The sequence below is a fragment of the Pseudolysobacter antarcticus genome, assembly GCF_004168365.1.
GTDB classification, from domain to species: domain Bacteria; phylum Pseudomonadota; class Gammaproteobacteria; order Xanthomonadales; family Rhodanobacteraceae; genus Pseudolysobacter; species Pseudolysobacter antarcticus.
In genome coordinates, this window is the sequence record NZ_CP035704.1 from 1,528,575 (window position 1) to 1,546,798 (window position 18,224).

The following is an 18,224-nucleotide window of genomic DNA, read 5'->3' on the forward strand; positions in this document are numbered from 1 at the left end:
GAATATCCAGAGTGACCAGTCGCCGCCTGCCATGAGCCAATCCCATGTTTTGGATGCAGAGCAGGTATGTGGACGTAGCTCCAATCGGCGCACAAATTTTTTCCAGTCGTAGCCAAATCCATGCGGCGAGTGGGATCGCAATGCTGAGAACCCAATAAACATGATGGCGATTGATGTCGCGAAATCGCATGTTTGACCTGCCCCGAAGATTCAACGTCGCGCTCAAGCCACGCGTTTCAATACCACTTCCAGCACAAACTGGCTGCCGAAATATGCCAGCAGCAACAGCGCCATACCCCATAACGTGAGCTGCACCGCGCGGCGTCCGCGCCAGCCGTAACGCCAGCGGCCCCACAGCAGCGTGCCGAACACCAGCCACGCCGCAATCGATAACACGGTCTTGTGCACGAGGTGTTGATCGAACAAGTTGTGCACAAACAAGATGCCGCTGAGCAAGGTCAAGCTGAGCAGCACAAACCCGGCGCGGATCAGCTGGAACATCAGCGCTTCGGTCAACGTCAGCGGCGGCAACGCACGCAGCAGTCCACTGAATTGGCGCAGGCGCAAGGCGCGTTCCTGCAGCGCCAGCCCGATCGCGAGCAACGCCGCGATGCACAACACGCTGTAGCCGAGCAGCGCAAACACCACATGCAATTTGATCTGCCACTCGATCGGCAGCGGCATATGCGGCGCGGTCAATGCGGTGAGCAGCAGCAGTGCAGCGAGTGGAAATACGATCACACCAAGTGCGGCGACCGGACGCAGCAGATTCACGATCAGACACAGTCCGGCAACGCCCACAGCGACCAGTGATAACGCGGCGAAAAAATGCAGATCGAGTCCGCCTTCATGCAGCAGATTGCTCAGCACCACGATCACATGCAGCAACACTGCCGGCCATGCGAGCGCCAGCCCGAGCAGGCGCGGCGGCTGCATCCGACTGAGCAGCGGCAGCGCCAGCACCAGCGCGGAGGAGAGATAAAGAACGGCGGCGAGCCATGAGAGCAGGGTAATCGACATGCGAGGAAGTGTGGCATACCGCACGCGCTTCGCAAAAGCATGCACTCGTGCCGATCCGGGCTACAACGGGCCAGCGGCGAACGCGGCTGCTATACTATCGACCTTCGTTTTTCTGCCTCCGAGTCATTGCATGTTCGAGTCACTCAGCCAACGCCTGTCCACCACGATCGAGAAGCTGCGCGGTCGCGCGCGCCTGACCGAAGAAAACATTCGCGACGCCCTGCGCGATGTGCGCATCGCCTTGCTCGAAGCCGATGTCGCGCTGCCGGTGGTGCAGGCGCTGATTCAGCGCGTGAAAGTGCGCGCGGTCGGGCAGGACATTCTGAAAAGCCTGACGCCGGGACAAGCGTTGGTCAAAGTGGTGCGTGATGAACTCACCGCGGTGATGGGTTCGGTCAATACCGATCTCAATCTGAATTGCCCCGCGCCTGCGGTGGTGTTGATGGCCGGCCTGCAGGGTGCGGGTAAAACCACGACAGTGGCGAAACTTGCGCGTTTCCTGCGCGAGCGCAAGAAGAAAAAAGTCATGGTGGTGAGTTGCGATGTGTATCGCCCTGCCGCTATTGAACAACTGCAGACCTTGGCCGAACAGGTCGAGGTTTTGTTTTTCCCATCGACTGGCGAACAAGATCCGGTCGCGATTGCACACGCTGCGATCGATGCGGCGCGCAAGCAATATGTCGATGTCTTGCTGATCGATACCGCGGGTCGTCTCGCGATCGATGCGGCGATGATGGCCGAGATCAAGGCGCTGCACGCGGCGGTCAATCCGATCGAGACTTTGTTTGTAGTCGATGCGATGACCGGGCAGGATGCGGCGAATACTGCCAAGGCGTTCAGTGAAGCATTGCCGTTAACCGGCGTGATCCTGACCAAGACCGATGGCGATGCGCGCGGTGGCGCGGCGTTGTCGGTGCGTTACATCACCGGTCGTCCGATCAAGTTCATCGGCTCCGGTGAAAAACCCGATGCGCTGGAACCGTTCCATCCCGATCGTCTGGCGCAGCGCATTCTCGGTATGGGCGATGTGCTGTCGCTGGTCGAGCAGGTTGAGCAGAGTGTCGACAAGGAAAAAGCGCAGAAGCTCGCCGAGAAGATCGTCAAGGGCAAGCGCTTCGACATGAACGACATGCGCGACCAGCTGCAGCAGATGCTCAGCATGGGCGGCCTTGCCAGCCTGATGGATAAACTTCCGGGCGTGGGCAATCTGCCGGATAAGGTCAAGTCGCAGATCAACGACAAGGAAGTGCATCGCATGATCGCGGTGATCAACTCGATGACCAAGAAAGAACGCCGCCATCCCGACCTGCTCAATGGCTCGCGCAAGGTGCGCGTGGCGAAGGGTTCGGGCATGCAGCCGCAGGACGTCAACAAGCTGCTCAAGCAATATCAGCAGATGGAAAAGATGATGTCCAAGCTGTCTTCGGGCGGCATCAAAGGTTTAATGCGGCAGATGAAGGGCGCGATGGGCGGCGGGGCTGGCGGCAACTTTATGCAGCGCTAATTGGGGCTATCTGAGAACCTGTTCAATATCTTACTGCGCGCCCCTGATCGAGGCTCATGCGCTGCTCGAAATGCTCACATACGAAAAGTATGCTCCGCTTTCTGCGCTGCTCTTCACCTCGCTGAGGGCCGCTCGCTACAGATATTGAACAGGTTCTGAGCCCTAATCTGTTCTTAACGCTTTATTTTTTCCCATAACCCGCTAGAATAGGCGGTTCCCGGTAATGCGGCGGGTCGTTCTGACACCCAGCGTTGCCTTCTGATTCACGAATTTCGAGTAAAAACAATGGTTAAGATTCGCCTGTCTCGTGGTGGCGCCAAGGGGCGTCCGTTCTATCACATCGTCGTTACCGATTCGCGCAGCCCGCGCGACGGTCGCAGCATCGAGCGCGTCGGCTTTTATAATCCGATTGCAGCCGGAAAGGATGTGAAGCTCAAGCTTGACTCCGAGCGCCTGAATCATTGGGTTGGCACGGGCGCGCAGTTGTCCGACAAGGTGCGTTTCCTCGTGAAGGAAGCCGCCAAGCAAGAGAAAGCAGCTGCTTAAGACTGGCCTTGGCTATTGAAGGCGACCGGCGTCTCCTGCTCGGCAGGATCGTCGGGGTGTACGGTGTCGCGGGCTGGGTAAAACTGGAGTCGCATAGCGAGCCGCGATTGCGGATTTTCAACTACCAGCCTTGGTTGTTGAAGACCGCGCAAGCCGAGCATGAAGTTGAAGGTTGTCATGGGCGCGCCCAAGGCAAAGGTATCGTCGCCACGCTGCCAGGCGTGACCGACCGCGATCAGGCGGCGGCGCTGGTAGGGGCAGAGATCTGGGTTTGGCGCTCGGCGCTGCCCAAGATCAAAAATGACGAAGTGTACTGGACCGATCTCGAAGGATTGGAGGTTGTCACGACGCTGGGCATCAGCCTGGGCCGGGTCAGCCATATCTTCGCGACCGGTGCGAATGATGTGATCGTAGTGCGGGATGCCGAGCGCGAGCGTTTGATTCCTTTCGTCAGCGGGCAATTCGTACACGATATAAATCTGGATACGCGGCGGATCACGGTAGATTGGGATCCCGAGTTTTAAGTGCTGGATTTTGGTTGAGGATTAGCGCTGGTGCGGGTTGACGTCATCACGCTGTTCCCGGAATTTGTCGACGGCTGTGCCAGGGTGGGTGTGGTCGGGCGGGCGCAAGAACGTGGTCTGATTTCGGTGACGAGCTGGAATCCGCGCGAGTTCGCCACCGACAACTACCACACCGTGGATGGTCGCCCGTATGGTGGTGGTCCCGGCATGTTGATGTTGATTGGCCCGTTACGCGACACGATCGCGGCGGCCAAGGCGGCAGCGGAAGCGCCGGCGAAAGTGATTTATCTGAGTCCGCAGGGAGCGCGACTGACGCAGCGCAAGGTGCAGGAGCTGAGCGTATTGCCAAGGTTGGTATTGTTGTGCGGCAGATACGAAGGCGTGGACGAGCGATTGCTCGATCACGAAGTAGATGAAGAATTGTCGATCGGTGATTACGTGCTGTCCGGCGGGGAACTCGCTGCAGCGGTGTTGATCGATGCGATAGGGCGTTTGCAGGAAGGTGCGTTGAATGACGCGCAATCCGCAGCGCAGGATTCGTTCTCCGAAGGATTGCTCGATTGTCCGCATTACACGCGGCCCGAGCAGCACGAATTGGGAACACTGCCAGCGGTACTGATATCGGGTGACCATGCAGCTATCAAGCGCTGGCGTCTGAAACAGTCACTGGGACGAACATGGTTGCGGCGCCCGGATTTGCTGGCGCGAATGCAACTGGACAAGTCGGCGCGTGCGCTGCTTGAAGAATTCCGCCTCGAATATTTCGCGGCGCAAGACAAGAACACCGGTTAATACCGGACGACGATCCAACCAAATCCAACAAGTAGTGGTGAGTGTTATGAACATCCTTCAGCAGTTCGAAGCCGAGCAGATGACCCGCAAGTTGCCGGACTTCGGCCCGGGCGACACGGTAATCGTGAATGTCAAAGTGAAAGAAGGCGCGCGTGAACGCGTGCAGGCTTACGAAGGCGTGGTTATCGCCAAGCGTAATCGCGGCCTGAACTCCGCCTTCACCGTGCGCAAGATTTCGCACGGCACGGGTGTTGAGCGCGTATTCCAGTCGCACAGCCCGTCGATCGATTCGGTCTTGGTCAAGCGTCGCGGTAAAGTGCGTGGCGCCAAGCTGTATTACCTGCGTGGTCTGGAAGGCAAGGCCGCCCGCATCAAGGAAGATCTGTCGCAGAATTCGCGTCCGCGCGACTGAGATCTTTCTCAAAGAATTGTCTTGAAGCATCGAGTCGCGTCTATGCTTCTCGTCGGCAGAACGGCCACCATCTGGTGGCCGTTTTGTTTTTGGCGATTGGCTTTTGCAATGGAGCTTTTCTCTGAGAATATTCGCGTCACAGTCTCGGTTCGATTCGCACGTGCAGGCTGCGAGTCACTATTGAAAATGATCGAACTGCAGTGCAACGCTGCATGCCCTTGAAGAAATTTGGCGGGATTCTCACTGACGAAATGTGGACGCCAATCCTGTGTCAGCCATGAGGTGCGATCAATCTCCATGCGTTCGTAATACGCTTCTTGCTACGTTTATATGAGCAAGTCCAAGCGCAAGTGCCGCTCGCACAAGTGCTGCTCGCAGTTGCGACGCGCGTCATCTTTCAACGGCTCATTTTTCGGTTACAGTAGCTCCCGCAGGGGGGCCTGGGAGTAGTCAATGTTCAGAGTTTCATTGGCGGCGCCGCGTGCGCTTGCTTGCCCTGCATTTGTTTTCGCCATCTTTTTGAGCGTCGCTTCAAGCGCACAAAGCCTCAGTCACCGGCCTGACACGGTTTTTCACGACCGTTTTGAAGGCATAACCGCCGGCCCATTCACGGATGCCGATGCGGCACGTTTCCTGACTCAGGCAACGTTCGGTCCGACCGCGGCAGATATCGCCCATCTGCGCAGTATCGGCTATCAGGCCTGGCTCACCGAGCAGTTCGCGGCCACGCCAACGTATGAAATGACCTACATCAACTGGACCGAGGGCACGCCGCTAGGTTCGCCCCCGCTCAGTCCGTTGGGCGAAAGGCCCGATGGCGATCATCGCATCGAGGCGTGGTGGCTCGGGGCGTTGGGTGGCCCAGACCCGCAATATCCGACCGATTCCACGCACGATCACAAAGACCAACTGCGTCAGCGCGTGGCGTTTGCGCTCAGCGAAATCATGGTCGTGTCGCAACAGAATGCGACGCTTGCTGGTTTCCAGAACGGGCTGGCGTATTACTACGACATCCTCAGCCGAGACGCGTTTGGCAATTATCGAACGCTGCTGCAGGATGTGACGCTGAGCCCGGAGATGGGCGTCTACCTGAACATGCAAAGCAATCAGCGCGCCGATCTGTCGCAGAATATCCATCCCGACGAAAACTACGCGCGCGAAATCAATCAGCTTTTCAGTGTCGGTCTGGTCATGCTGAATGCCGATGGCACGCCAAAAGCGCCGAGCCAACCGACCTATACGCAGAGCACGGTTTCGGCGTTCGCGCATGTTTTTACCGGCTGGAGCTTTTACGATTGCGACGCCAACGGGTACGACAATTTCTCTGGCTGTGGCCCGGACTACAATACCGGTGCGAGCTTTCAGCATCCGATGATTGCCTACGACGTCAAGAATTATCCGCACACCGGAGATCCGAGTTATCACGATAACGGCACCGATCCGGTCAATGATTTATCCAACAAGCAACTCCTGATTTATCCCGGCGCAGCCAGCGCCGGGGTGCTGGCGAATGGCGGCACGGCAGCGTCGGACTTGCAATTCGCGCTCGACAATATTTTCAACCACCCGAACGTTGGTCCGTTCATTTCGAAACAGTTGATCCAGCGATTGGTGACAAGTAATCCGACGCCGGCCTATGTCGGTCGTGTCGCGGCCATCTTCAACAACGATGGCACTGGCGTACGCGGCAATCTCAAGGCAGTGGTGCAGAAAATCCTGCTCGATCCCGAAGCGCGAGTTGGCCAGTGGCAGAACCCGGATACCTACGGCAAATTGCGTGAGCCGCTACTGGTATTCACGCATGTATGGCGCGCGATGGGCGCAAAACATATGTGTGGCAACGATCAGGATCAACCCAACCCGGGCAACCCCGACATCATCTACAAATACAACAATCAACCGTATCGCTACGCGGGTTATGGCGGTGCGTGGAACACCCAGTACTGGGTCGGACAAATGCCGTTGAATGCGAATACGGTATTCAATTTCTTCAAGCCCGGATTTATTCCTGGCGGAGAAATGGCTGCGGCCGGGCTGTATGGCCCCGAGTTCCAGACCACCACCGACACCACGATTACCGACATCACCGGCAATTCGTTCCAGCGCGGTTTCGGCGGAGATATATCGGACACCTGCGATCCCACGGATGATTATGGTGATGTGCAAATCAACCATGCGCAGGATGTCGCGCTTGCCGGTAGCAGCACCGGCGGCACGGCGGATCCATCGGATCGACTCGTGGATGCCTACAATATTCGTTTCATGGGCGGGCAGATGTCGCCATTCATGCGCCAGACGCTGATCAGCTATCTCAATACGCTAAGCACGGCCAACTCGGGTTCGGATGATTTTCGAGTCGAGCGTATAAAACGTGCGCTTGGTCTGATCCTGACCTCACCCGAATACATCATCCAGAAGTAGGAGGTCGCCATGCGTCCCGATCGTCGCAAGTTTATTCAGCGCAGCTTGTATGCTGGACTGGGTGGTGTCAGTGCATTCTCAGCGCTCGGCAATCTCAAGCTGTTACAAGCGGCTACCAGCGTCACCAATAGTTATAGTTTCGGCGATTACAAAGCGTTGATATGCGTATTTTTATATGGCGGCAACGATGGTTTTAATATGGTCGTGCCGGTGTCAAACGGATTGGGAACCGCACGCACCGACTATCAGAATATTCGCTCTGTGCTCGCTTTGCCCACGGCCGGATTGCATACGCTAACCGCGCCGACTGGCAACAACTTTGGCAGTCCCGGGGATGGCAGCATCTACGGTTTGCATGCTGGCATGCCTGAGTTGGCAACCGTGTTCAACGCTGGCCATGCGGCAGTTATTGCCAATGTCGGCACCTTGATTGGCCCCGTCAGCAAAGACCAGTTCATGAACGGCAATCCGGCGCTGCCGCCGCAGTTGTTTTCGCATTCCGATCAATCGGCGTATTGGCAATCCTCACCGCCGAGCAATTCGCCGATCAGCGGTTGGGGCGGACGTATTTGCGATTTGCTGGCGAGCGCCAATCCGGCAGGGATTCCGAATCTGAGTTCGCTGAATGGCGAGGATATTTTCATCCGCGGACAGAACGTCAACGGCTACATCATGGATTCCGATAGTGCGTCCACGTTCCAAGTCCCTTATGACCAATATGGCGCTGGAACTGGCATGCAGGCCGCGTTTAATGCGTTGAAGGCGCAAGGCTCGCAATCTAATGTGCTGGAACGCACTTACGCAGGTACGATGAATCATTCCATTGCCACAGCCGGCATTATCAATACGGCATTGGCCGCGGCGCGCCCTGTCGGCCCCGCCAGCGCGGGGCATTCGGCAGGCGACCCGTTTAACTCGATATTCAAGAGTTATTTTCCGGGTGCTACGGGTTCGGACATCGATACGCAGCTGCAGACCATTGCCGAATTGATCTGGGCTGCCAACAACAACGTACCGGGTTACACCGGGCTAAAACGCCAAGTATTTTTTGTGACCACCGGCGGCTACGACACGCACAGCAACGAGCTCGCGCAGCACGCGGGCGCGAATGGCGATCTCGGCTTGCTGCCGCTATTGTCGAAGTCGCTCAGCGGTTTTTACAACGCGTTGAACAGCGTCGGCCTCGCATCCAAGGCAACCGCGTTCACGGCCTCGGACTTCGGTCGTTCGTTATCGGCGAATTCCGGCGGCACCGATCATGGCTGGGCATCGCATCATCTGGTGGTGGGCGGCGCGGTCAACGGCAATAAATTTTACGGTGACAGCCTCACCGGCAACGGGTTGGCACAGATGCCTAGTTTGCTGCCATCGGACAGCAACCCGAACGATGGCGGGTATGGCCAGATGATTCCGACCACGTCGATCGATCAGTACACCGCAACGCTGGCAAAATGGTTTGGTTTGTCGGATGGCGATATCGATCTGATTCTGCCCAATCTCGGGCCGAACTTCAGTCATCGAGATCTGGGTTTCCTGAGCTGATCATCGCATCCGCGAAGTTTCGCAGCGATCAACGGATTGATCGCGCGAAAGTCGCCACCGCGATCTCGGTCAATTCACGTAAAACGACTGCAGTTGCACGGGCGTGGTCGTTTTCACGATGATCTGACCGCGCATGCCGGTGGTGGCCGTGCCGTGTTCTTCGCAGAAATAGCCAAACGTGCCGATCGACGGAAATATCACGGTCGCGTGCCAGCTCGACGCGCTGACGTTGCCATTGCCGCTATTGCCGTCGTTGTCACAGCCGTTCGCGCAACGAAATGAGCCGTCGTTCGCAACGACATTGTGCAAGCCGCCGGAATTCTTGAACGTGATCGTATCGCCGGGCGCAATCGTGATCGATGCGGGAAAAAATACCGTTCCGCCGCTACCGGCGAGTACGTTGAAATTGGCTGCGAGTGCCGACAATGGACGGCCGATCAGCATGAGCGATAGCAGTGCGATAAATTTCGCTGAGGAAGATCGATACGCTCGTGTCGGCGGTAAAATGCAGCAGGTTCGGTTCATGCGCGTCATCGCCAATATCGTGATGCGACAATCATAACCCAGCCGAATTGAATCCTTGCCGATCGACAATCGCGAATACATTAAATCTGTCAACTCCATCCGCTACCGACATCCACCGTCAACGTAATGCAAACGTTGATTTTCATGCCGCTGTCCCCACACTGTAGACACCCAATTTCTGCCGTCAAGAGAAACCATGACCACGACCCCAGAAACGCATAAATTCCAGGCCGAAGTGCAGCAAGTGCTGCAACTGGTGATTCATTCGCTGTATTCGCACAAGGAAATTTTCCTGCGCGAACTGATTTCGAATGCGTCTGATGCCTGCGACAAATTGCGTTTCGCCGCGATCGGCAATCCGGCTTTGAGCCAGGACGATGCCGAACTACGCATCGAAATCAGCTTCGACAAAGAGGCACACACGCTGTCGATCCGTGACAACGGCATCGGCATGAGCCGCGATGAAGTGATCGAGAATATCGGCACGATCGCGCGCTCCGGCACGCGTCGTTTTCTCGAACAATTGTCGGGCGATCAGCGCAAGGATGCACAGTTGATCGGCCAGTTTGGCGTGGGTTTTTATTCGGCGTTTATCGTCGCCGACAAGATCACGCTGACCACGCGTCGCGCCGGCGATGCAGCGGATAGCGGCGTGCGCTGGGAATCCACCGGCACCGGCGAATACACTTTGGAAACGCTCGAGTCAGTGGCGCGTGGCACCACCGTCGTCTTGCATCTGAAAGACGAAGAACTCGAATTCCTGCAACCGTGGCGTTTGCGCGAACTGATCTCAAAATATTCCGATCACATCGGTTTCCCGATCCGCATGCCCAAGGAGATCGGGCACGACGAAACCGAGGCGAACGAAGGCGAAGAAAAACTTGCGCTTGAATGGGATACCGTCAACCACGCTTCGGCATTGTGGACGCGGCCGAAATCCGAATTGAAGGACGAGGATTATCAGGCGTTCTACAAACACATCTCGCACGACTTCAACGATCCGCTCGCATGGGCGCACAACCGCGTTGAAGGCAATCAGAGTTATACCTCGCTGCTGTTCGTGCCGAGCAAGGCGCCGATGGATGCGATGTGGTCGGGCCGCGAAGAGCGCAAGGGTCTGAAACTGTATATCCGTCGCGTCTTCATCATGGACGCGAGCGAGCAGTTGCTGCCGGCGTATCTGCGTTTTGTCAGCGGCGTGATCGATTCGGATGATCTGCCGCTCAACGTCAGTCGCGAAATTCTGCAACAGAACAAGCTCGTCGCGCAGATCAAGAGTGGCGCGAGCAAACGTGTGCTCGATCTTCTGGAAAAAATTTCCAACGACGACAAGGACAAATATCAGGGTTTCTGGAATGAGTTCGGTAACGTGCTCAAGGAAGGTGTGGCGGAGGATTTCGCGAACAAGGACAAGCTCGCGAAGCTGCTGCGTTTCGCCAGCACGAGCAGCGAAGACAAGGCGCAAACCGTATCGCTCGACGACTACATCGGCCGCATGAAACCTGGTCAGGAGGCGATCTATTACATCACTGCCGACAGCTGGCTGGCCGCGCGCAACAGTCCGCAACTCGAAGCGCTCAAGGCACGTGGCGTCGAGGTGTTGCTGCTGGTCGATCGCATCGACGAATGGATGATCGGCTATCTCAACGAATACGCCGGCAAGAAACTCAAGTCGGTGGCGAAAGGCGATATCGAGATCGACAAACTCGCGGATGCGGGCGACAGCGAAAAACGCAAGGAAGCGGAAAAAGCTGCAGAGGGTTTGCTCGGCAAACTCAAGACGTTGCTTGCGGACAAAGTGCGCGATGTGCGCGTGAGCCATCGTCTGACCGAATCGCCGTCGTGCCTCGTGCTCGACGAACACGACATGGCCGCGCATATGCAGCGACTGCTCAAGCAGGCCGGTCACGACGTGCCATCGCAACAGCCGATCCTCGAAATCAATCCGGGCCATCCGCTCGTGCAGCGTCTGGAAACGGAAACCAACGAGGCGCGTGCGAACGATCTTGGACTGCTATTGCTGGAACAGGCGCAACTCGCCGAAGGCGGCCAGCTCGACGACCCGGCCGCTTACGTGCGTCGTGTCAACGCGCTGTTGCTAGAAGGCTTGAAGTAATTATTGCCGTCATCCCGGCGCAGGCTGGGATGACGGTCAATCAGGCAATCAGAAGCTATTTCAAACTGACGCATCCCGCGTTATCGGCGCGGGCGCCATGATGCGGTCGATCCACGCGATCGCGACGGCCGACACCACAAACGTCAGATGGATCAGCGTCTGCCAGAGCATTTCCTGCGTCGTCTTGGTATCCGCTTCGATAAAAGTCTTGAGCAGGTGGATCGACGAGATGCCGATGATGGCCGTCGCGAGTTTCACTTTCAGCACCGCCGCGTTGACGTGCGACAACCATTCCGGCTGATCGGGATGTGTTTCCAGATTCAGGCGCGAGACAAAGGTTTCGTAACCGCCGACGATCACCATGATCAGCAGGTTCGAGATCATCACTACATCGATCAGGCCGAGCACGCTGAGCATGATCGCGACTTCGGGCGAATGCGCCGTGCCGTCGACTTGCAGACCCCCGCCAACCAGCGCTTGCGTCAACAAGTGCCACAGCTCGCGTGCGAACTGCACGACATACACGCCTTGCGCCACGATCAGGCCGAGATACAACGGCAACTGCAGCCAGCGTGACGAAAAGATCAACGCGGGCAAAAACGCCATGGGTGGATTGGGCGGCTTCGGCATTTTCGGTTTCCTCGCGAACGTACAATAATTTCGATTGAGCACGATTCTATCAGTTGCCTGTTACGCCCGAATTATTCGCCGCAAGGCTGCCTGAAACCTCAGTCGACAAACTATAATCGTGCTTAGGATTTTCACGATCGAGCGTCATGGCTGGCAATACCTCATCCAATCCGCTGGCCCTGTTCCAGCAGGCGCAAGCCTTGCATCGCGAAGGCAAATTCGGTCTTGCCGAAAGCCATTACCTGCGTGTGGTGAAACTCGATCCGAATCATGCCGATGCCTGGCATCTGCTCGGCGTGCTGGCCTATCAGACCGGCAATACGATAAAGGCGATCAAGCACTATCGGCGCGCCGTGGAAATTCGTCCGGGCTTTGCCCAGGCCTTCAACAATCTCGCGCTCGCGCACAAGGCACGATCAGAAAATTCCGCCGCGCTGCAGGCATTCGAACGCGCATTGGCGATACGCCCGGAGTATGTCGAAGCGGCGTTCAATGTCGCATTGCTGCATGAAACCGAGGGCAATCCGGCAGCCGCGGAAAAAGCTTATCGACACGCGTTGGCGATACGTCCGGAATATCTCGATGCGCTGATCAATCTCGGCAATTTGTTGCGTCGACAACACCGCGCAAGTGAGGCGCGCGACCTGCTCGCGCCCACGCAGCGCATGCATTCCGAACACGCAGCGCTGGCTGGAAATCTTGCGTTGATTCATCTCGATCTCGGTGACTACGCGCCGGCGCGTTCACTCGGCGCCACCGCCGCGCGACTCGCCCCGCAAGAAGCGCGCTGGTGGGAAGTGCAGGGCGTGGCCGCGCGATTGCAGAACGATCTCGATGCCGCGTTGCCGTTGCTCGCGCGCGCCCGTCAACTCGCGCCAGAGGACGCTGGCAAGCAATTCGAATACGGCCTCGCGCTCGAATCCGCCGGCGACTATGCGCAGGCCTGCAGCGTGCTCGGTAAGGCGCGCGCGGCAGAACCACAATGGCAGCGCCTGCGCTGGAGCGAGCGTTTGCTGTTGCCGACGATGCCTAACGACGAAGCCGCGGTCGATGCCGCGCTCGTGCGGTTTGGACAAGGTCTCGAAGATCTGCATGCCGGACTCAAACTCGATACACCCGCAGCGATTGCATCGGCACTCGATGCGGCGGCGGCGACGTGTCCGTTCCAACTGCATTATCTGCCACGTGACAACAGCGTCTTGCAGCAGCGTTACGCCGAACTGGTGCAGCGCGTGGCACTGGCCGCGGCACCGCAGTTTGCCTGCGCGCCAACAAAACCGCAGCGCGCGCCGGGTGCGAAGTTGCGCATCGGTTTTGTCAGCGCTTATCTGCGCACGCATACCGTGGCACGTTATTTCTCGCGTTATATCACCGATCTCGACACGACTCGTTTCGAGACATTCGTCTGGCATACCGGCGACAGCAGCGATGCCCTCACTGAATCCATCGCGGCGGCGAGTACGCATTATCTGCAGACCGATCGGCTGCCGCTCTCACTGGCGCAGATGATCCGCGCCGCCGATCTCGACGCGCTGATCTATCTCGATATCGGGCTCGATCCGCGCCAGCTTTTGCTGGCATCGTGGCGACTGGCGCCGCTGCAATGTCTGGCGTACGGCCATCCGGTCAGCAGCGGTTTGCCGAGCATCGATTATTTCCTCGGCGCCGATGCGCTCGAACCCACGCATGCGCAAAAGCACTACCGCGAAAAATTGCTGTCGTTGCCGGGTCTCGGCGCGCGGCCGGCGCCACCGCCGGTGGCTGGCGATGGTGCCTGGCTACGCGAAAATTCGCCGAATAAACCGGTGCTGCTTTGCTTGCAGAATCTGATCAAACTCGTGCCGGAATTCGACCGAATTCTCGCGTGCATCGCGGCGCGCAGCGGTGCACGCATTGTATTGTTCGATCGTTGCGCGCATCTCGGGCAAATATTCATGCGTCGCATCGCGCCGGCATTTGCGGCGGAAGGCTTGCGTGTCGAAGACAGCGTTGAGCTGCTGCCGCTGCGTGTCTACAGTGAATTTCTTGGTGGCGTGCAGGCAGCCGATCTGGTGCTCGATACCCCGTGGTTTTGTGGCGGCGGCACCAGTCTGGATGCGCTGGGCGTTGGCACACCGGTAGTGACGCTGGAAGGGCCGATGGCGCGCGGTCGCCAAACTGCGGGCATGCTGCGTTTGCTCGGTATTGATGAACTCATCACCACAGATGCCGATGCGTATGTCGAATTGGTCGTGGCGTTGTGCGCGGATAAAAAACGTCGCGATGATTTGCGTTTGCGCATTTCCCAGAGCGCCGAAAAATTGTTCAATGATCCGACGCCGCTGACAGCACTACAGGTCTTTCTCCGCGGCGCTGTTTAAGAACATAGTGAAGGATTGAAGCAGGAGGTTGGCTCTTGCTCGTCATCCCGGCGAAGGCTGGGATGACGAATCTTTTTTTTGCGTGCGGATTTTCTGCAGTACGCGATACCATGCATCGGTGCTTATTCAATTGCCGCGATGCACTCCAATTCAACTCGTGCACCAAGCGCCAGCCCATTCGCGCCAAGCGCACTGCGTGCCGGCAACGGCGTTTTGAAAAACTCGCGATACACCGCATTGAAGGCCGGCCATTCGCTCATGTCGGCGAGAAAAATCGTGCACTTCACAACCTGCGCGATTGAAGATCCGCATTGGTCCAGCACCGCTTGCATGTTCTGCAGCGCCTGCCGACTTTCAGCAGCGATACCACCCGGCACGAGTTGCAGCGTGCCCGGTTGATTGCCGATCTGGCCGGAAACACACAGCGTCTGGCCCAACCGCACGGCGTCGCTGAAGGGCAGGCCGAGTGCCTGCGTTTGCGGCAGGTTATGGTGCTCGATCAAGTCTGTTCTCCGGTGCTGAAAAAATAGCGCTAGCGATATTGGATTTACGCCAGCCAGGTTTCACCAAACAAGCGCGCAAAATTTCCGCCGAGAATTTTTTCGATGCGCGCATCCTTGTGCCCGCGTTTGGCGAGCAGCGTGGCGAGCGTGTCGAAACGCTGCGGCGTGTTGAGGTCCGGTACGAAGGTGAACGCATCGTCGCGTTCGCCCGGAGCGGAGATGCCGCGACGTTTGCGATCGGCGATTTCAGCGCGCAGATCGTCCTTGTATTTCTGCGTGGCGTTGACCGCGCCGATGCTGCCATCGGTGCCGATGCCGACATGATCCTCACCGCAAATTTTCAATGCATGCTCGATATGCAGGATCACATCCTCGGCCATCGGCTGGCCGATATTGCGCAGATACGGCATCAGGTAAATGCCGATCACACCGCCCTTGTCGGCGAGCTTGCGCAATGCTTCGTCGGTCTTGTTGCGCGGCAGGTCGACTACCGCCGAGCATCCGGCGTGCGTGATCGCGACCGGCTTTTTAGATAGCTCAATCGACTCCAGCGTGGTGCGTCGTCCGCTGTGGGCGAGATCGATCAGCATGCCGCCCTCGTTCATGCGTTCGACCAGTTCGCGCCCGAGCTGGCTCAGGCCAGCATCGCCGGATTCGAGGCAACCATCGCCGATCAGGTTGCGCCGATTGTAGGTGTACAGAATGACGCGCACGCCGAGGTTGTAGAACATCTCGAAACGATCGAGATTTTCGCCGAACGGTGTCGCGTCCTGGAAACCGTAGATCAACCCCAGCCGCGCGCTGCGTTTCGCTTCGGTCAGGTCGGTGGCACTGCGGATTTTCATGAGCGCATTCGGATGTGCGGCAATCTGCGCATCCCAGTAAGCAATATTTTTCAGCGTGTTCTCGAAGTCGTTGGCGTAACTGCCGACGCCGCTGACCGTGACATTGACTGCGGTCAGGCCGGAGGTTTTGATATCGAGTAGATCGGCGCCGCTCAGCGCGTGGCCATCCAAACCATCAATGGAGCCCGGCGAACCCAGCCCGTCGATCACGACCGCACGACGATATCGGTTCCAGCTCGGTGCCGGGTTGCTCGCGGCAGTGGCGCCATTCATCGCCGCCGGCAATAAAGCGAGAGTCGCCAGCGCGCTGGCAGTGACGAGAAACTGGCGTCGGTCGTTATCGCTGGAATGCATGCCTGCCCCTGAGTGGTGATCGGGATGAACCCGGGAAATATGTTCGGCATACCCTAACGACAATCCACGTTCGGCACACGGCGCAACGCATCAAATTGTGCGATGGCTCGCGAATTTGATCGCATCCGAATTTATCGCATCCGAAAAGTCAGGGTTGGCGTTCCCACACCTGCGTACGGCCGAACAACGAGATGCCGATAAAACCGCGGACCTCGAGTTTTGTGCCGCCATCGACGAGGGCGATCTTGCAGCGATAGACCTTGCCGTTGTTCGGATCGAGGATGGCGCCGTCATCCCATTCGTCGCCGTCTTTTTTCAAGCCGGTCAGTATCGTCATGCCGAGCACTAGTTGGTCGTGCAATACGCCGGCACATTTGATGCAGATCGGATTCTGTTCTTCGTCGGGCTGGCGAAACAATTGCACGATGCGGCCTTCAAGCACGCCCGCGTTTGCGCTGATTTCGATCAAGGCCTTGGCCTGGCCGGTGACATCGTCGATATTTTTCCACACACCGACAGGGGTTTCCGTAGCGGCCAGCAACGGCGTAGAAATCAGCAAGAAAACACTCAGCAAAAAGGTTCGGGTTCGCGCGATAATCATGAACATGACTCAGGAACTTCCAGCGGTACGTATCGATGTGTGGTTATGGGCCGCGCGTTTTTTCAAGACCCGTTCGCTCGCCAAGCAGGCTCTCGAAGCCGGCAAGATCAGCATCGGCGACATCGCCTGTAAACCCGCCAAGCTCGTGCGCAGCGGCGAGCGCGTCAAGGTTTCGCGCGGCGAGGAACGCATGATAGTCGAGGTGCTGGCGCTGAGCGAGAAACGCGGCCCGGCCAGCGCCGCGCAAGTGCTGTATCGCGAAACTGACGAGAGCCGCAGCGCGCGCGAAGCGAAGCGCGAGCAGGATCGACTACTCGGCACCGCGCGGCCCGATTCGCGACCCGACAAACGTGCGCGACGTTTGATTCACCGCTTCTTGCGCAACTAGCGGCAACGCCATACCGACGACTCTCACTGTTCGCATGCTTGTCGAAACTACTGCTTCGTTTCCCGCAGCAAGCGCACAAGCTGATCCTTCCACAAAACCGCCCAGGTGTGCGTGCCGTGGCCGTGCGTGGTCGGGCTGATCGGAATCATCACCGCGCGTCCGTGCGGCACATGTTTCAGCTCGCGCTCGAAGATACCGAGCTCGGGCGGATTGATCTGGTCATCCGCAGAATTGATCGCAAGCAACGGCGCCTTGATCGTGGCGAGTTTCGGCTGCGGATCGTAATCGCGCGACGCGTCCACCTGATATAGCAAATCGTTGGCGTCGGTTTCAGCCAGTCGTATCTTGATCCAGTCGTCGATGAGCTTGTCGGCGCTGTCACGATCGGGCGCGGCTTTCTGCAATTGCAGCGGGCTCGACCCCATCTCGAACAAGGTATACAGCGCGCTGAGCAAGCCTTGCGGTTGCAGCGTGTATTCGCCGTTGTTCCATTGCGGATCGGTCTTGATCGCCTGCGTGATCATGTGCCGGAAAATGCGATTGCGTCCGGCGATCTGCACCGGAACACTCGCCAGCGGCAGCGCCGCTTGCATGAAGTCGGGATACGTCTCAGCCCACACCCATGTGTGCATGCCGCCCATCGATGTACCCATCACCAGGCGCAGGCGGTCGATCTTGAGCTGCTCGGTCAGCAAGCGATATTGCGCGAGAACCATGTCGTCATAGCTGTAGTGTGGAAATCGCGCATGCAGGCCATCGCTCGGTTTGCTCGACTTGCCGTGGCCGATGCCGTCGGGCAGCACGATGAAAAATTTCGTTGCATCCAGCGGTTGTCCCGGCCCGAACAGCTCGCCGGCAAAATATTCCTTGAGGAATTGCGTGCCCGCGCCGCCGGTGCCGTGCAGGATCAGCACGGCGTTGTCGGCATTCCCGCGCGCATCGCGATGCAGCTTGCCGAGCGTGCGGTAATGCTGGCGCAATTCGGGCAGCGATTCACCGCTGCGGAAATGAAAATCCGCGATCGTGAAATCGCCTTCGTACGGTGTCGGCCACGTCGCGGCGGTTGCCGCGCAAGCGCACGACGAGAAGATCAGGACGGCGAAAAACAAACAAAGTCGCGACATAGGATTTACTCGGGGCA

17 protein-coding genes are annotated in these 18,224 nt (G+C 57.9%); 10 read left to right on the forward strand and 7 right to left on the reverse strand.

Translation table 11 applies throughout. The features are described from left to right. Positions 1-222: 222 nt before the first annotated feature. Positions 223-1,020, reverse strand: coding sequence for a cytochrome C assembly family protein (locus tag ELE36_RS06510; RefSeq protein ID WP_129832299.1), 798 nt, complete (start codon positions 1,018-1,020; stop codon positions 223-225). Between the two features lie 130 nt (positions 1,021-1,150). Between ELE36_RS06510 and ffh the strand changes: the two genes are divergently transcribed. From ffh to ELE36_RS06545, 7 genes are all read left to right on the forward strand, one after another. Beyond that, on the forward strand, positions 1,151-2,524 hold the full coding sequence (gene ffh / locus ELE36_RS06515) for a signal recognition particle protein (protein ID WP_129832300.1): 1,374 nt from the start codon (positions 1,151-1,153) through the stop codon (positions 2,522-2,524). Positions 2,525-2,809: 285 nt separating this feature from the next. Continuing rightward, the gene (rpsP, locus tag ELE36_RS06520) at positions 2,810-3,070 is read left to right on the forward strand and encodes a 30S ribosomal protein S16 (RefSeq protein WP_129832301.1); all 261 of its coding nucleotides are present in this window, start codon (positions 2,810-2,812) and stop codon (positions 3,068-3,070) included. Positions 3,071-3,078: 8 nt separating this feature from the next. Next, positions 3,079-3,594 (forward strand): ribosome maturation factor RimM, encoded by a 516-nt coding sequence (gene rimM / locus ELE36_RS06525; protein WP_129832302.1) that lies wholly within the window; start codon positions 3,079-3,081, stop codon positions 3,592-3,594. Between the two features lie 30 nt (positions 3,595-3,624). Beyond that, complete coding sequence (trmD, locus tag ELE36_RS06530; protein WP_129832303.1) at positions 3,625-4,386, forward strand: tRNA (guanosine(37)-N1)-methyltransferase TrmD; 762 nt, start codon at positions 3,625-3,627, stop codon at positions 4,384-4,386. Positions 4,387-4,432: 46 nt separating this feature from the next. After that, entirely contained in the window at positions 4,433-4,798 is a 366-nt protein-coding gene (rplS, locus tag ELE36_RS06535; protein ID WP_129832304.1) for a 50S ribosomal protein L19, read from the forward strand. Positions 4,799-5,317: 519 nt separating this feature from the next. After that, positions 5,318-7,219: a DUF1800 domain-containing protein gene (locus ELE36_RS06540; RefSeq protein WP_165371505.1), complete on the forward strand. Its 1,902-nt coding sequence runs from the start codon at positions 5,318-5,320 to the stop codon at positions 7,217-7,219. Between the two features lie 9 nt (positions 7,220-7,228). After that, positions 7,229-8,761, forward strand: a complete 1,533-nt coding sequence (locus tag ELE36_RS06545; RefSeq protein WP_129832306.1) for a DUF1501 domain-containing protein — start codon at positions 7,229-7,231, stop codon at positions 8,759-8,761. 69 nt (positions 8,762-8,830) lie between these two features. Here the strand turns inward: ELE36_RS06545 and ELE36_RS06550 are convergent, their stop codons facing one another. Further along, positions 8,831-9,205, reverse strand: coding sequence for a plastocyanin/azurin family copper-binding protein (locus ELE36_RS06550; RefSeq protein WP_165371506.1), 375 nt, complete (start codon positions 9,203-9,205; stop codon positions 8,831-8,833). Between the two features lie 277 nt (positions 9,206-9,482). On the opposite strand from ELE36_RS06550, the gene htpG reads away from it, so the two are divergent. Further along, positions 9,483-11,402, forward strand: a complete 1,920-nt coding sequence (gene htpG, locus ELE36_RS06555; protein ID WP_129832308.1) for a molecular chaperone HtpG — start codon at positions 9,483-9,485, stop codon at positions 11,400-11,402. 60 nt (positions 11,403-11,462) lie between these two features. Here the strand turns inward: htpG and ELE36_RS06560 are convergent, their stop codons facing one another. Continuing rightward, positions 11,463-12,032 carry a TIGR00645 family protein gene (locus ELE36_RS06560; RefSeq protein ID WP_129832309.1) on the reverse strand — a complete coding sequence of 190 codons (570 nt, stop codon included), beginning with the start codon at positions 12,030-12,032 and terminating at the stop codon, positions 11,463-11,465. Positions 12,033-12,178: 146 nt separating this feature from the next. On the opposite strand from ELE36_RS06560, the gene ELE36_RS06565 reads away from it, so the two are divergent. Then, positions 12,179-14,392 (forward strand): tetratricopeptide repeat protein, encoded by a 2,214-nt coding sequence (locus ELE36_RS06565; protein WP_129832310.1) that lies wholly within the window; start codon positions 12,179-12,181, stop codon positions 14,390-14,392. Between the two features lie 122 nt (positions 14,393-14,514). Here the strand turns inward: ELE36_RS06565 and ELE36_RS06570 are convergent, their stop codons facing one another. The 3 genes from ELE36_RS06570 to ELE36_RS06580 all read right to left on the reverse strand — a co-directional run bounded on the left by ELE36_RS06570 (position 14,515) and on the right by ELE36_RS06580 (position 16,653). Continuing rightward, the gene (locus tag ELE36_RS06570; protein WP_129832311.1) at positions 14,515-14,895 is read right to left on the reverse strand and encodes a RidA family protein; all 381 of its coding nucleotides are present in this window, start codon (positions 14,893-14,895) and stop codon (positions 14,515-14,517) included. Positions 14,896-14,939: 44 nt separating this feature from the next. Next, positions 14,940-16,094, reverse strand: a complete 1,155-nt coding sequence (locus ELE36_RS06575; RefSeq protein WP_129832312.1) for a dipeptidase — start codon at positions 16,092-16,094, stop codon at positions 14,940-14,942. Between the two features lie 148 nt (positions 16,095-16,242). Then, a complete protein-coding gene (locus ELE36_RS06580) occupies positions 16,243-16,653 on the reverse strand; it encodes a DUF2147 domain-containing protein (RefSeq protein WP_242512376.1) in 411 nt (136 codons plus the stop codon). A 40-nt stretch (positions 16,654-16,693) separates the two neighbouring features. On the opposite strand from ELE36_RS06580, the gene ELE36_RS06585 reads away from it, so the two are divergent. Then, entirely contained in the window at positions 16,694-17,083 is a 390-nt protein-coding gene (locus ELE36_RS06585; protein WP_129832314.1) for an RNA-binding S4 domain-containing protein, read from the forward strand. Between the two features lie 47 nt (positions 17,084-17,130). Here the strand turns inward: ELE36_RS06585 and ELE36_RS06590 are convergent, their stop codons facing one another. After that, positions 17,131-18,207 carry an alpha/beta fold hydrolase gene (locus tag ELE36_RS06590; RefSeq protein WP_129832315.1) on the reverse strand — a complete coding sequence of 359 codons (1,077 nt, stop codon included), beginning with the start codon at positions 18,205-18,207 and terminating at the stop codon, positions 17,131-17,133. Positions 18,208-18,224 lie beyond the last annotated feature (17 nt).

Bases quoted from the DNA above. Each gene is read 5' to 3' on its own strand.
- ELE36_RS06510 (WP_129832299.1), bottom strand. From the start codon at position 1,020: ATGTCGATTACCCTGCTCTCATGGCTCGCCGCCGTTCTTTATCTCTCC.
- ffh (WP_129832300.1), top strand. From the start codon at position 1,151: ATGTTCGAGTCACTCAGCCAACGCCTGTCCACCACGATCGAGAAGCTG.
- rpsP (WP_129832301.1), top strand. From the start codon at position 2,810: ATGGTTAAGATTCGCCTGTCTCGTGGTGGCGCCAAGGGGCGTCCGTTC.
- rplS (WP_129832304.1), top strand. From the start codon at position 4,433: ATGAACATCCTTCAGCAGTTCGAAGCCGAGCAGATGACCCGCAAGTTG.
- ELE36_RS06545 (WP_129832306.1), top strand. From the start codon at position 7,229: ATGCGTCCCGATCGTCGCAAGTTTATTCAGCGCAGCTTGTATGCTGGA.
- ELE36_RS06550 (WP_165371506.1), bottom strand. From the start codon at position 9,205: ATGCTGATCGGCCGTCCATTGTCGGCACTCGCAGCCAATTTCAACGTA.
- htpG (WP_129832308.1), top strand. From the start codon at position 9,483: ATGACCACGACCCCAGAAACGCATAAATTCCAGGCCGAAGTGCAGCAA.
- ELE36_RS06560 (WP_129832309.1), bottom strand. From the start codon at position 12,032: ATGCCGAAGCCGCCCAATCCACCCATGGCGTTTTTGCCCGCGTTGATC.
- ELE36_RS06565 (WP_129832310.1), top strand. From the start codon at position 12,179: ATGGCTGGCAATACCTCATCCAATCCGCTGGCCCTGTTCCAGCAGGCG.
- ELE36_RS06575 (WP_129832312.1), bottom strand. From the start codon at position 16,094: ATGCATTCCAGCGATAACGACCGACGCCAGTTTCTCGTCACTGCCAGC.
- ELE36_RS06585 (WP_129832314.1), top strand. From the start codon at position 16,694: ATGAACATGACTCAGGAACTTCCAGCGGTACGTATCGATGTGTGGTTA.
- ELE36_RS06590 (WP_129832315.1), bottom strand. From the start codon at position 18,207: ATGTCGCGACTTTGTTTGTTTTTCGCCGTCCTGATCTTCTCGTCGTGC.